The organism is Pseudomonas sp. TWR3-1-1, from assembly GCF_049896545.1.
GTDB lineage: Bacteria > Pseudomonadota > Gammaproteobacteria > Pseudomonadales > Pseudomonadaceae > Aquipseudomonas > Aquipseudomonas weihenstephanensis.
This window is the reverse complement of record NZ_JAFCUO010000009.1, coordinates 116,483-130,040: the sequence shown is the minus strand read 5'-3', so window position 1 is coordinate 130,040 and position 13,558 is coordinate 116,483. Positions and strand designations below refer to the sequence as shown.

At 58.8% G+C, this 13,558-nt stretch carries 10 protein-coding genes; all 10 read right to left on the bottom strand.

Translation table 11 applies throughout. From position 1 onward, the window contains the following. Nucleotides 1-8: 8 nt before the first annotated feature. The 10 genes from ACP7A4_RS18610 to ACP7A4_RS18565 all read right to left on the bottom strand — a co-directional run bounded on the left by ACP7A4_RS18610 (nucleotide 9) and on the right by ACP7A4_RS18565 (nucleotide 13,468). Complete coding sequence (locus tag ACP7A4_RS18610; RefSeq protein WP_426247927.1) at nucleotides 9-1,754, bottom strand: flagellin; 1,746 nt, start codon at nucleotides 1,752-1,754, stop codon at nucleotides 9-11. A 232-nt stretch (nucleotides 1,755-1,986) separates the two neighbouring features. Continuing rightward, nucleotides 1,987-2,913, bottom strand: coding sequence for a ketoacyl-ACP synthase III (locus tag ACP7A4_RS18605; RefSeq protein WP_048366228.1), 927 nt, complete (start codon nucleotides 2,911-2,913; stop codon nucleotides 1,987-1,989). Between the two features lie 363 nt (nucleotides 2,914-3,276). Continuing rightward, nucleotides 3,277-4,854 carry a flagellar hook-associated protein 3 gene (locus ACP7A4_RS18600; protein WP_059763040.1) on the bottom strand — a complete coding sequence of 526 codons (1,578 nt, stop codon included), beginning with the start codon at nucleotides 4,852-4,854 and terminating at the stop codon, nucleotides 3,277-3,279. A 14-nt stretch (nucleotides 4,855-4,868) separates the two neighbouring features. Further along, the gene (gene flgK / locus ACP7A4_RS18595; protein ID WP_426247926.1) at nucleotides 4,869-6,914 is read right to left on the bottom strand and encodes a flagellar hook-associated protein FlgK; all 2,046 of its coding nucleotides are present in this window, start codon (nucleotides 6,912-6,914) and stop codon (nucleotides 4,869-4,871) included. Between the two features lie 10 nt (nucleotides 6,915-6,924). Continuing rightward, complete coding sequence (flgJ, locus tag ACP7A4_RS18590; protein ID WP_426247925.1) at nucleotides 6,925-8,193, bottom strand: flagellar assembly peptidoglycan hydrolase FlgJ; 1,269 nt, start codon at nucleotides 8,191-8,193, stop codon at nucleotides 6,925-6,927. 10 nt (nucleotides 8,194-8,203) lie between these two features. Continuing rightward, nucleotides 8,204-9,313 (bottom strand): flagellar basal body P-ring protein FlgI, encoded by a 1,110-nt coding sequence (locus tag ACP7A4_RS18585; RefSeq protein WP_048366224.1) that lies wholly within the window; start codon nucleotides 9,311-9,313, stop codon nucleotides 8,204-8,206. A gap of 44 nt (nucleotides 9,314-9,357) precedes the next feature. Further along, nucleotides 9,358-10,053, bottom strand: a complete 696-nt coding sequence (flgH, locus tag ACP7A4_RS18580) for a flagellar basal body L-ring protein FlgH (RefSeq protein ID WP_048366223.1) — start codon at nucleotides 10,051-10,053, stop codon at nucleotides 9,358-9,360. Nucleotides 10,054-10,102: 49 nt separating this feature from the next. Then, nucleotides 10,103-10,888, bottom strand: coding sequence for a flagellar basal-body rod protein FlgG (gene flgG, locus ACP7A4_RS18575; RefSeq protein ID WP_048366222.1), 786 nt, complete (start codon nucleotides 10,886-10,888; stop codon nucleotides 10,103-10,105). Between the two features lie 44 nt (nucleotides 10,889-10,932). Next, nucleotides 10,933-11,673, bottom strand: a complete 741-nt coding sequence (locus ACP7A4_RS18570; protein WP_048366221.1) for a flagellar basal body rod protein FlgF — start codon at nucleotides 11,671-11,673, stop codon at nucleotides 10,933-10,935. A gap of 235 nt (nucleotides 11,674-11,908) precedes the next feature. Then, nucleotides 11,909-13,468: a sigma-54-dependent transcriptional regulator gene (locus ACP7A4_RS18565; protein ID WP_059763043.1), complete on the bottom strand. Its 1,560-nt coding sequence runs from the start codon at nucleotides 13,466-13,468 to the stop codon at nucleotides 11,909-11,911. Nucleotides 13,469-13,558: the final 90 nt, after the last annotated feature.

The window sequence follows — 13,558 nt, the reverse complement described above, 5'->3', positions numbered from 1 at the left end:
GCGCTAGATTACTGAAGCAGCTTCAGTACAGCGGATGGCAGTTGGTTAGCCTGGGACAGGATTGCAGTCGAAGCCTGTTGCAGGGTTTGTTGCTTGGTCAGTTCAGCGGCTTCGGAAGCGAAGTCAGCATCTTGAACACGGCTACGGGCAGCCGTCGAGTTCTCGGTGATGCTTTGCAGGTTAGACACAGTGCTGGTGAAACGGTTTTGTACAGCACCCAGCTGCGAACGCTGAGTGTCGATCTGCTGAATCGCGCCGTCCAGAGCCTGGATGGTTTGTTGAGCCGATTCGGACTTCAGGATGCTCAGATCAGCAACCGAGGTGTCCATTTTCACAGCGGTAGTCGGTGCAGCAGCAGCAGCGGTCAGGCCCAGAGTGGCCAAGCCTTTGCCCGAGCTACCATCAGCAATGGTGATGTCTTTGGTGGAGAACAGCTTCAGGCTGTTGTCCGACTTATCAACGCTGGCAGTCACACCGGTGCTTGCGCTGTTGATGGACGACACGATGTCAGCCATGGTCGAGCCAGCGGTGAACTTGACTTCAGTACCGTTCAGGTTGATAGAGGTGTCCGAAGCCAGCTTGGCTTCAGTGGTACCCGCCGACAGACCCAACTTAGCCAGTGCGCCAGCGCCGCCTTCAGCAACCGGACCTGTACCGTTACCCAACTTGACAGCTTTACCGTCAGTCGAAGTCAGCTCCAGACGGCCTTCGGACGATACAGCGGCGGTCACGCCGAACTTGCTAGCCGTGTTTGCCGTGTTGATTTTGCCCGCGATAGCGGCCAAGTCTTCGCCCGCTGCGAATTTGACGTTGGTGCCATTGATGTTGATCGATGCAGCAGCGTCCAGCTTGCCAGTCACGGCAGGAGTAGCAATCGTCGTTACGCCGCCCGTAGGCGTTGCAGCACCAAATACAGTGTTAGTACCGGTGATATCAATAGCGGAAGCAGAAGTCAGCGTCAGCGTGGTACCTGCTTTAGCAGCAGTTACGCCGGTGATGCCTGCACCTTGAATGGCCAGCAGTGCGGCGTCGATGTCGTCACCGACTTTAACGGTTACATCTTTACCATTGATCTGGAAGGTCTGGTCAGTACCAGTTGGAGCCGTGTAATTAGCACCGGTCTGAACAAAGTTGCTGGTGGTCATAACTGCTGGCTTGGCGCCTGGCAGTTCGATCGCTTTAGCCGTCACAGAGGCCGACAGCTGAGTGGTGTCACCCTTGACGCTGGCTTCGCTGTAAGTACCTTTCAGGCCCGTGGCGCTGATGTCGGTCATGCCGAACGAGATAGTCTGGTTAGCGTCAGAACCGATCTGGAAGCCAACGTTCTGGAACGAACCGTCCAGCAGGTTACGACCACCGAAAGTAGTGGTTTGAGCGATACGGGTCAGCTCACCGGTTTTGGCTGTGAATTCTTGTTGCAGGGATGCACGGTCAGCGTCGCTTTTGTCACCGTTAGCGGACTGCAGAGCCAGTTCACGCAGACGTTGCAGAATGTTGGTCGACTCTTGCATTGCGCCTTCAGCAGTCTGAGCAATCGAGGTGCCGTTGTTGGCGTTCGCGATAGCAACAGTCATGCCTTTAACCTGGGAGGTCAGACGGTTGGCGATCTGCATGCCGGCAGCGTCGTCTTTGGCGCTGTTGATTTTCAGGCCGGAGGACAGACGGTTCATCGAGGTGCTCAAGGCATCGCCGGCTTTGTTCAGGTTCTTCTGAACGCTCAACGAAGTGATGTTGGTGTTTACTGACATGGACATGACGAATTCCTCGTGGGTTGAGTACTGCGGCTTCCGGCCCTGGCAACCGCCGGGTGTGGCCTAGAGAACCTTCGTAATAGTTATCGTCGTGAAAGCAAGTTGCTTGAGGGCTTTTTTGAAATTTTTTACTGGCCGGGTGCCATCCCTTGCATTTCAGGGGTTTACACACCCCGTAGAATGCAAAACGCCCATGGCTTTAGGCCACGGGCGTTTGAGGATTGCGTGAAAAAGCTTACGGGCGATGGATGATCGCCGAACCCCACGACAGGCCCACACCGAAGCCGCTGAGTGCCACGCGCTTCCAGGTGGTGTCCAGTGCGTGTTTTTCGAGCAGCAATGGAATGCTCGACGACACGGTATTGCCGGTCTCGACCATGTCTTTGATGAACTTCTCAGGCTCGCCTTCAAAACGACGCGCCACCGCGTCAACAATTGCCGCACTGCCCTGGTGAATGCAGAACGCGTCGATGTCTTCGGCTTTAAGGTCAGATTCGTCAATCAACTCGTGCAGGTGCGCAGGGACTTTGAGCAGCGCGAAGTTGAACACTTGACGGCCGTTCATGAAGAACACCCCGTCGCTGACTTTCAAGTGCGGCGCACCCGAACCGTCGGTGCCGAACTTGGCTTTGCCCAACTGCCACAGCGCGTCTTCACCCATCCAGGTGGCCGTGGCGGCGTCACCAAACAACATGGTGGTGTTACGGTCTTCAGGGTCGACGATTTTGGAGTACGGATCAGCCGTGATCAGCAGGCCGTTTTTCAGGCCCGTGGCCTCCATGAAGCCTTTCATCGCGTAGAGGCCGTAAACGTAGCCCGAGCACCCCAGCGAAATATCGAACGCAGCCACGTGGGTCGGCAGGCCGAGTTTGTCTTGCACGATGGCCGAGGTATGAGGCAAGCCTTCTTCATCACCGTTTTGGGTGATGACGATCAGCGCGTCGATGGATTCGCGCTTGAGCTGCGGGTTGTTGGCGAACAGCGCGTTGACTGCTTCGACACACAGATCCGAGGTTTCCTGGTCAGCATCTTTGCGCGGCAGGAATGCCGAACCAATCTTGCCCAGAATAAATTCTTCGTCCTTGGAGAACTTCGCGCCTTGGGCGTAGTTGTCTACGCCGTTTGCCGGCACGTAACTGGCGATGCTTTTAATGCCAATCATTGTGGCTTCCCAATACTCAATAGCTGGAGATCACCCGCTCAAGAACGAGGGGCGTTGACAATAAAAGGGCTTCGTCGCGCAAAAAAGCGGCGAAAGTGGATGCCTGAAAATACCCAAAACAGCCTGTAAAAGGCCCGGCATCCGCCCGTATGTTGCACACGATACAGTGAAGATGCGCGTTATGACCCATAGGTCACTCTATTTTGTGTGGTTTATACAAAACGTTTCAAGCCGACTTTCAGATAAGCGAGCACAAAGCTGCGCCACAGCCTTGGGCAGGCGCTGAAAAACAGAGGGGGTCGTTGCGAGCGAAGCCCTGCGCCAGCGCACCCGAAGGTGTCTGGCGCAGGGTTCAGAGCGGGATCAGATTTTGTTGAACAGGCTCAACTGGGAGATTTTCACGAACGCCAGCTGCGAGGCTTCGAGCATGGCCTTTTGGAAGGCCAGGTCAATAGAGGCGCCCGCCATGTCCGTGTTGCCGATGGCCGCCGTGGTGGAGTCGTTGGCCAGGCGCATGCTTTCGTTTTCGTTGGTCTGTACATCCACCGCTTTCAATCGCGCACCGATTGAACCGCGTGCGTTATCCACACCGGCCATGGCGTTTTTAAGGTTGCCCACCGACGCGTTGATAATGTCCGTCTGCTTTTGCTTGGCGGCCGGGTTTTCATCCGTCGGCGTAGCCAATGCCTGGCGCAGCTGACTGATGGTGTCCAGCGCACTCTGGCTCTGGTGGTTATTGCCCTTGACCACAAACTGGTCGCCCGCCTCGCGCGCGCCGGTGAAGTCAAATTTGACCCCCATCGCGGTGATCGAATCGCCGGTCATGGTGCCCTTGGCAATCGACTTGCTGTTGGCCGTCACTGGCTGGGCATAAATTTCGTACTCGGTGTCGCTGGTGAACTTGATCACTGCGCCACTGGCCGGGAAGCTGTCGCCATAAGCCTTGGCGTCATCCACGGTACTGCTGGTGATTTGCGACGTGGACTTATTGCCAGGGCTGCGCGCTGCGCTGAACGAGTCCGGCTTGGCTTCCAGGGTAAAGATGTGCCCCTTGACCGCATCGTCCTGATCCGCTGGTGCGATGTCCTTGAGGTTCAGGTTGATGTCAAACTGCACACCGCGCAGGCTGATGCTGTGCGCCCCTTCCTTGGTGGCATCGAAAGTACCGGTACCGGGCACTTCAGAGGTCACGTCTTTGCCGGTCCGGTCGCGCAGGATGTACTGCGTGCTGCTGGTGAACTCAAGTTCGTACGGCTGACCGTCAGCAAAACTCTTGTTAAACACCGGGCTTGAGGTGATCAAACCTGCCGACACCGAAACCGTGCCATCAGCGGCCAGGGGCGGCTTGGTGGTGAGTTCGGCCTGGGTACGACCGGTGTTGGTCGCGCCTTCGAAGATACTTTTTGCGGTGTCACTGCCCGCAATGGTCAGCGTGTCAGACACTTTGAGGTTCAGTTGCGTGTCATCGCCCTGATAAGTGTAAGTGCCGTCATTGTTACGCGCATATGGCGGGGTGTCGGTCTTGGAACCGGAGAACATGTAGTCGCCGTTGGCGTCTTTGCTGTTGAGCAGGCTGAACACCTGCTCTTCGATGTTGCCCAGCTCGTTGGCAATCGAGGTGCGATCCGCATCACTGACCACGCCACCGCCTGCCTGCAATGCCAGCTCGTAGGCTTTCTGCATGGCGTTGTCGATGCTGGTCAACACTGATTCCTGGTTGGCCAGCGACGATTTGATACCGTTCATGTTGGTGGTGTACTGCGCCAACATGTCTTTTTGCTGCTGCAATTGCAGCAAACGCGCGGCACCCACCGGGTCATCCGCGGCCGATTGAATGCGCACGCCGGAGTCGATCTGGGTTTGGGTCTTGATCACCGAAGCGAAGTTGTTCTGGTATTTGGACGCACTGGTCTCAAAGAACTGGGCAGTAGAAATACGCATCGTCGGCGACTCCCTTAAAGGCTGTTGATCAGCACGCTGAAAGTTTCTTGCGCCGCTTTGATAATTTGCGACGAAGCCGTGTAGTACTGCTGAAACTTGACCAGGTTGGACGCTTCTTCATCCAGGTTGACCTGAGACACCGAGCTGCGGCTGGCAGCCGCATAAGACAGCGCCGCGTTGGTGGCCGTGCCATCAACCGCCGCCTGGCTGGCCTTGCCGCCGACCTTGGACACCAACTGGCTGTACGAGGTGGCCATGCTCACGCCACCGCCGCCGCTGTTTACGCCCACGGTCGGTTTGGTCTGCAAATCCAGCAGCTTGTTGGCGTTGGTGTTGTCCGACTTGCCGTCTTTGTTGAACTTGATGTCGAACGTGTCGCCCTTGCCCGGCGAACCGCTGATGGTGGTATTGAAATCGACGGTTTTCTTCGAGCCGTCCGGGTTGGTCACCGGCAGACCGGCGGCGTCCAGTACCGGCACGTTGATCGTGACCTTGTTGTCCTGCCCCGGCACCACGGTGCCCTTGCCGATTTCGTCGCCCTGCTCATTCAGCACGCGATAACCCTGCACACCGTTGACCGCTTCGTCGAAGGCAATGCGCACCGGCATGGCGCCTTCGATTTCACTTTGCGCCAGGCCCAGGCCCGCGCCGCCATAGATGTTGAGGGCTTGCGTCAGGTCCAGGCCATTGACCACGCCCGTGCCGCTGTTTGAGCCGCCCTTGCTCGCCACCAACGGCCCGGCAAACGCCAATTTGCTGGAGTCGCTCATCTGCACGCCGATGTTGGTCGCGCCGCTGCGGGTGGGGCTGACTTTGAAGCTGTCGCCCTTGTCCAGCGCGCCGCCGTTGAGGCTCATGGTGAAGCCGTCAATCTGGGGCGCAGGCTTCTGATCGAGCTTGAACGAACCCATGTCGGTGCCGTCGGAGCGCCGCACGCTGTAGTCATTGTTGCTGCTGAACGTCACCTGATAGTCGTAGGTGGTCAACGCGCCACTGTCGGTGATCGTGACATCCAGATTGCCCGAGCCAGCACTGTTGCCGGTGGCAGCCAGGCTGCGCTCGCTGATGGCTTTGGCACTGTTGATGTTGTTGAACAGCGAGGCGCCGAACTCGCCGTTGGCATCCAGGCCCTGTCCCAATTGCTTGTTGATGGCGTCTGCCACCACCAGAGCGGTGCGCCCCAGCTCATTGATCGCCGGTGCGAGCACCTCGTCACGGTAGCGAATCAGGCCGCCGATCTTGCCGCCGGACAACGCAGAGGTGACGTCCGAGTTAGAAGACGGGGTGTTGATCTGGATCGTAAATTGGCTTTTATCGGTTTTACCCGGCACCGCCGACAAGGTGTTGCTGGTATTGCCCAGCACCAGTGCCTGACCGGTGCCCAGGGTGATGTCGTACACGTTGTCGTGTTCTTGAACCGTCACACCGACCAGTTCATTGAGCGAGCGAACCGCCTCGTTGCGCGCATCCAGCAGGTCATTGGGGGTGTTACCCGACGTGGTCGCCTGGGCAATTTGCTTGTTCAGCGAGGCAATGGTGGCCGAGTGCTGGTTGACCATCGAGGTCAGGGTTTCAAGCTGGCTATTGACGCCTTCGTTTTGCTGATTGAGCTGGCTGGCAATCGAATTGAAACGGTTGCTCAAGGTTTTGGCGTTGCCCAGCAGCAAATCACGCGCGGACGCATCACCCGGCGCACCCGCCGAGGCTTGCAGCGAAGCGAAGAAGCTGCTCAGGGCCGCCGACACACCCGTGCTTTTATCCGACAGCAATTTGTCGATAGGGCCGATCTGATCGAGATAGGCTTGCGCGTCGCCATTGAGCGAGGTGGTGGTTTGCAACTGGGCGTCGAGGTAAGCGTTGTACACGCGGCGCACGTCCGCCAGCGTGGTGCCGGTGCCAATAAACACACCGCCCGATTGCTGCGAACCCGCCGTGCCCTGCACGATTTGCTGGCGCGAGTAACCCGCCGCGTTCGCGTTGGCAATGTTGTTGCCGACCGTGGCCAATGCCCCTTGGCTGGCGTTCAGCCCCGACATCCCGATGTTGATCAAACTCGCCATGGTTCAAACCTTATAAATGCGTGAGAGAACCTGTCGAGGCATAGCTCTGGTAGGTCTTCATCTGTTTGGCTATTTGCGAAATCTTGCTGGCGTACGCCGGATCGGTTGCGTAACCGGCCTTTTGCAGCTCGCGTACAAATTGTTCTGGTTTATCGGCCGCGTTCAGCACTTCTTTATAACGATTGTTGCTCTGCAACAGCGTCACCAAATCGTGGAAGCTGTCTTGATACGAATCGTAGGAACGGAAGTCCGCCGTCTCCTTGACCATCTGCCCGCCTTTGAACTCACTGGTGATGGCGCGCGCCTGAGCGCCCTGCCAACTGCCCGTGGCCTTGATGCCGAACAGGTTATGACTGCTGGTGCCATCTTGTTGACGCATGACCGACTTGCCCCAACCGGTTTCCAGTGCAGCTTGTGCCACCAGGTACAGCGGATCGACACCAATGCGGTCAGCCGCTTGCTGCGCCATCGGCAACATGGTGGCCACGAAGGCGTCTGGCGACTCGAAGGCTTTTTTCGCCGGTGCCAACGGCGGCTGGGCCACGGCACGGCCGTAGACCTGCATCCGCCCTTGAGCACCCGCCGCACTGAGCATCGGCTGGCGACTGCCTTTAAGCACCGCGTCCATCGAGGCACTGGTGCGCCCCGGCACCGCATCGGTATTGAGCGTGGAGCGCGCCGGGTCGGCCGATGGCACGATGCCAGCCAGCAAGCGGTCGGTGAGCTTGGTCGGCAACGCCAGACGCCGCTGATTGAGCAGCGCCATGTCATTCTGATGCCCGCCCTGCGCGGCGCTCGGTGCCAGCGCCACACGCGAGGCCCACAGCGGTCGCTGACCGTTGGAACGCACGAACGGGCTGTCTGCCGCAGTCACAGCGGCGGTCGGCGTGGCCGCTTTGGCCTCGGCCGTGAGCGCCGTGGCAGGCGGCGTATCGCCCGGCACGGCTGACTTGTTTTTCGACATTTGCCGCATCAATACGTCAGCCAGACCAATGCCACCGCCCTGACGGGACAATGTCACCGACAACTGCTGGTCGTACATTTCCTGATACTGCTTGGCGGCCGGGGTGTTGAGTGGATTGTCCTTACCCAGCACTTCGTTGGCTGAACGCATGGACTTGAGCATTTCGTTGAGGAACAACGACTCAAATTCCTGCGCAACCTTGCGCATATTGCCTTCGCTTTCGCGGTCGCCCACCTTCAAGTTATTCAGACGATTGAGGTCGGTATACGCGCCCGAATCGCTGCCACTGACCACACCACTCTTACGTATATCCATGACGCAGGCCTCAGATCACGATCAGGTCGGCTTGCAAGGCGCCGGCCTGTTTGAGTGCTTCAAGAATCGCCATCAAGTCACCTGGCGCTGCGCCCACCTGATTCACTGCACGCACGATTTCGTCCAGCGTGGTGCCCGGACCAAACTTGAACATCGGCTTGGCTTCTTGCTGAGCGTTAACCCGCGAACGCGGCACCACTGCCGTCTGGCCATTGGACAAAGGCCCCGGCTGGCTGACAATCGGGTCTTCGGTAATGGTCACGGTCAGGCTGCCGTGGGTCACGGCAGCAGGCGACACTTTGACGTTTTGCCCAATCACGATGGTGCCGGTGCGCGAATTGATGATGACCTTGGCCACCGCCTGCCCCGGATCGACTTCGAGGTTTTCCAGAATCGACAGGTAATCGACCCGCTGGCTTGGGTCCAGTGGCGCGGTGACACGCACCGAACCGCCGTCAATGGCTTGCGCCACGCCAGGGCCGAGCAGGTCGTTGATTTTGTCGACCACGCGCTTGGCGGTGGTGAAGTCCGAACGGTTGAGGTTCAGCGTGAGGCTGTTGCCCTGATTGAAGCCACTCGGCACCGCACGTTCAACCGAGGCACCACCGGGAATGCGACCGGCCGACGGCACGTTAACGGTGATCTTGGAGCCGTCGCGGCCTTCGGCATCAAAACCACCGACCACCAGGTTGCCCTGCGCAATGGCGTAGACGTTGCCATCAATGCCTTTCAACGGGGTCAGCAACAGCGTGCCGCCGCGCAGGCTTTTGGAGTTACCAATCGAGGACACGGTGATGTCCACCACCTGCCCCGGCTTGGCAAACGCTGGCAAATCGGCGCTGATCGACACCGCTGCCACGTTTTTCAACTGCACGTTGCCCGAGCCTGGCGGCACTTTGATGCCGAACTGCGAGAGCATGTTGTTGAACGTTTGCAGGGTGAACGGGGTTTGCGTGGTTTGGTCGCCCGTGCCGTTAAGCCCGACCACCAAGCCATAACCAATCAATTGGTTGGTCCGTACGCCCGAAATGCTGGCAATGTCTTTCAACCGCTCGGCGTGGGCGCCAAGGGTTGTGGACAGTAGCAGTACGGCTGCCAGCAGATGCTTGAGGTTGAACATGGTGGGGGCCATCACTTAAAGAGGTGCACTTAAAAAGGGTTCGCTTAGAACGGGAACAGCGGACTCAGGAAGAAACGGTCAAACCAGCCCGGTTGGCTCGCATCGGCAAACGAACCGGTGCCCGAGTAGGTGATGCGCGCATCTGCCACACGGGTCGAGGACACGGTGTTGTCGGTCGAAATATCGTCCGAGCGCACCAAACCGGCGATACGCACCAGTTCATCACCGGTGTTCAAGGTCATCCACTTCTCGCCGCGCACCGCGATGATGCCGTTGGGCAACACATCGGCCACCGTCACGGTCACCGAGCCGGTCAAACTGTTGCCCTGCCCGGCTTTACTGTCGCCTTTGCTGGCGCGGCTGCCGCTGTAACCGGCATTCAAGCTCAAATCACCACTGCCCAGCGGGTTGTTGGTGGTCAGGCCGCTGCCGAACAACGACGTCAGGCCGATGCTGGTGTTGCTGTTCTTGCCGATCTGCGAGTTGGCGTTTTTGCTCGCCTGCGTCCTCTCATTCAGGGTGATGGTGATGATGTCACCCACCCGGAACGCCTTGCGGTCGCTGTACAGGTTCTGCTCAAAGCCTGCCTGATAGATCGAACCGTTATTGGCCGCCGCCGGCAACGGCGTGCGCGGCAACACCGGCGCGTAATACGGATCGTTGGCCCGTGGCGGCGGGCTGACACAACCCGCCAATACGGTGATACCGCCCAGTACCAGAACAGAAAACAAGCGTTTCATGACCTCTCCCGCAGTTGCAGACGACCCTGGGGCCGCCTTGTCGACGTGATTACAGATTTTGCGTGACGAAGGACAGCATTTGGTCAGCGGTGGAGATGACTTTGGAGTTCATCTCGTAGGCACGCTGCGTAGTGATCATGTTGACCATTTCTTCCACGGTGCTGACGTTCGAGTTTTCGAGCATGCTTTGCATGGTCAGGCCAAAGCCATTGAGGCCCGGCGTGCCGATTTGCGGCGCACCGCTGGACGCGGTTTCAAGGAACAGGTTACCGCCCTGCGCCTGCAAACCCGCCGGGTTGATGAAGTCCGCTGTCTGCAAGTTGCCGATGACCTGGGCCGCCGGGTTACCGGCGATGGTCACCGACACAGTGCCGTCCTGACCCACGGTGAAGGTCTGCGCATCCGCAGGCACCACAATTGCAGGTTCCAGGGCAAAGCCATTGGCGGTCACGATCTGGCCGTTGGAGTCCAGGTGGAAAGTACCGTCACGGGTGTAGGACGTGGTGCCGTCCGGCTGCATGATCTGGAAGAACCCACGGCCATTGATGGCCAGGTCCAACGGCTGCTCGGTGGTTTGCAGGCTACCGGCCGCGAAGTTCTTTTGCGTGCCGACGATGCGCACACCCGTACCCACTTGCAGGCCCGATGGCAGCTCGCTGTCCTGAGTCGACTGGGCGCCAGGCTGGCGTTTGATCTGGTAGAGCAAGTCCTGGAACTCGGCGCGATCACGTTTGAAACCGGTGGTCGACACGTTGGCCAAGTTGTTGGAAATGGTGGTCAAGTTGGTGTCTTGTGCAGCCAAACCTGTTTTTGCAACCCAGAGTGCCGGAAGCATGCAGTTCTCCTCGCGCGCCGGTTTTTCGGCGCCGCGTTAAATAATTAGCTGATGGACAGGACGCGCGTCATGGCCTGATCGTCTTCTTTAGCGGTGTTCATCATCTTGATGTGCAACTCGAACTGCTTGGCCAGGGCCAACACCGAGGTCATCTCGTCCACCGCGTTCACGTTGCTGGCTTCCAGAAAGCCCGAGACCACACGCACGTTGGCGTCGGCCACAGCCGGTTGGCCGTCTTTGGTGTGAATCAGACCGTCGAGGCCCTTGGTCATGTTCTTGAGGTCTGGCTGCACCATCTTGATCCGGTCAACTTCGGCCATCACCCGCGGGCCTTCGCCCATGGCGCGGATACTGATGGTGCCGTCTTCACCGACTTCGATCTGCTGCTGCGGCGGCACGGCAATCGGCCCGCCATTGCCCATGATCGGCATGCCATTACCGGCCCGCAGAATGCCCAGGGCATCCACATTCATGCTCGCGGTGCGCACGTAGGCTTCACTGCCGTCAGGCGCCTGCACCGCCAACCAACCATCGCCCTGCACGGCGACGTCCAGGTCACGACCGGTTTCGACCAACGCGCCGGCGGTGAAATCCGTGGCCGGGCGTTCCGACAGTGCAAAGGCACGCGCCGGAAAGCTGTCACCGAACACCGGCATTGAACGCGCCTGCTCCAGGTCACGCTGAAAACCATTGGTTGAGATGTTCGCCAGATTGTTGGCATGCGCCTTCTGCGCCAGTGCGTTCTGGCTGGCGCCGGTCATTGCCACATAAAGGTACTTGTCCACAGTCTTTCCTCTGCCTGACGGACGTTTGCCGCCCACCGCTGTACTGAACTCCTCTAAGCAATTTGCGCACCAACTTTTTTTTGACGGCGAAAAACCCCGGCTTTGCGGGGTTTTGAGGCCCATCAAAGGAAAAGTCGGAAGGCGCGAAAGACGTAAAAACGGCGCGAACAGGCCGAAGGCGGCAAGGCGTGGCCTGTCAGGCGACTGGCCCGCCAGGCCCGCAGGCTGTTACGGATTAATGTGTGGGCTTGAGAATGTCGTACTCGCGCAGCTTGTTGGCGATGGTGGTGTGAGACACACCGAGCCGTTTGCCCAGCAATCGGCTGCTCGGGTACTCGGCGTACAGTTGTTGGAGCACGGTTTTCTCGAAGCGGCCGACAATTTGGTCCAGCCCGCCGTCCATTGAAAACTCGCCCAAGGGCTGGCGCACACCATAATCGGGCAAGCGAATATGCTCAGCCTTGACCACCCCGCCCTCGCACAGTGACACCGCCTGAAACAGCACGTTTTCTAACTGGCGCACGTTGCCCGGCCAATGGTAGTGACTCAAACGGTCCATCGCCGCAGGCGCCAGACGCGGCAGCGGGCAACCGATCTGGCGGCTGGCCTGATCCAGAAAGTGCTCGACCAATGGCGCCAATCCGTCCAGGCATTCACGCAGCGGCGGAATGTGCAGCGACAACACGTTCAAGCGATGGTAAAGATCCTGACGGAACTCACCCTTGGCACACAGCTCGGACAAATCCACCTGCGTGGCACACATCACACGCACATCGAGGTACACCTCTTCATCGCTGCCCACGCGACGAAAGCAGCCGTCCTGCAAAAAGCGTAGAAGTTTGACCTGCAAACGCGGACTCATCTCGCCCACGCCGTCGAGAAACAACGTGCCGCCAGCCGTCAGCTCCAACAACCCGAGCTTGCCCTCGGCCCGCGCCCCTTCAAACGCCCCCGGCCCGTAACCAAAGAGTTCGGTTTCGGCCATCGACTCCGGCAAGCCTGCGCAATTGAGCGCCATTAAAGGAGACTGCCCGCGCGGGCTAGCGAGGTGGCAGGCGCGCGCCAGCAATTCTTTGCCGGTGCCGGTTTCGCCCTCTATTAATAGAGGGGCATCCAGCGGCGCCATACGCCGCGCTTCGCGCACCACGGCGGCCATCACTTTGGAGCTTTGGAAGATGCTGTCAAAACCGCGCAGCTCTTGCTTGCGCACATTGTAGATTTGCTCGCCTACACGGTCGGCACGGTGCAACGTCAGTACCGCCCCCGCCATGGCCTCACTGTCATCGCTGTCCAGTTGCAGCGGCGCGATGTCTGCCAGAAACACGTGCCCTTTGATTTTGACCCGCATGCCGTTGATGCGCGATTTGTTGGCGCGCACCAACTCCGGCAAGTCAAAGTCTTCGGCGTAACGCGCGAGCGCGATGCCGGGCACTTCATCCACACGCACACCGAGCAATTGCGCCGCAGCTCGATTGGCCGCGACGATGGAGCCACCCATGTCGATGGACAGAACCGGAAATTCCAGCGCACCCAGCAAGGCGTTGAGTTCCATGTGCCGACGTTCGCTAGGCATTAAACCTACACGCTTTACACCGAACACCCCGGCGATGGTTTCAAACTTGGGACGCAGGGCCTGGAACTGCAAATTGATCAGGTTGGGGCAATACAGATAGATCGCGTTGCCCTGATCGCCGCCCACCTCGCCACGCTTGACGTTGATGCCATAGGCGACCAGCAGATTGAGAATGTCGCGCAGAATGCCAATCCGGTTTTGACAATGGACCTTGATACGCATGGGGAAAGGCTCAAAAAAGAATTAAACACCACACACCTCCCGCAGGAGCTGCCACAGGCTGCGATCCGCTGACTGTTAAACGCTCGCAAC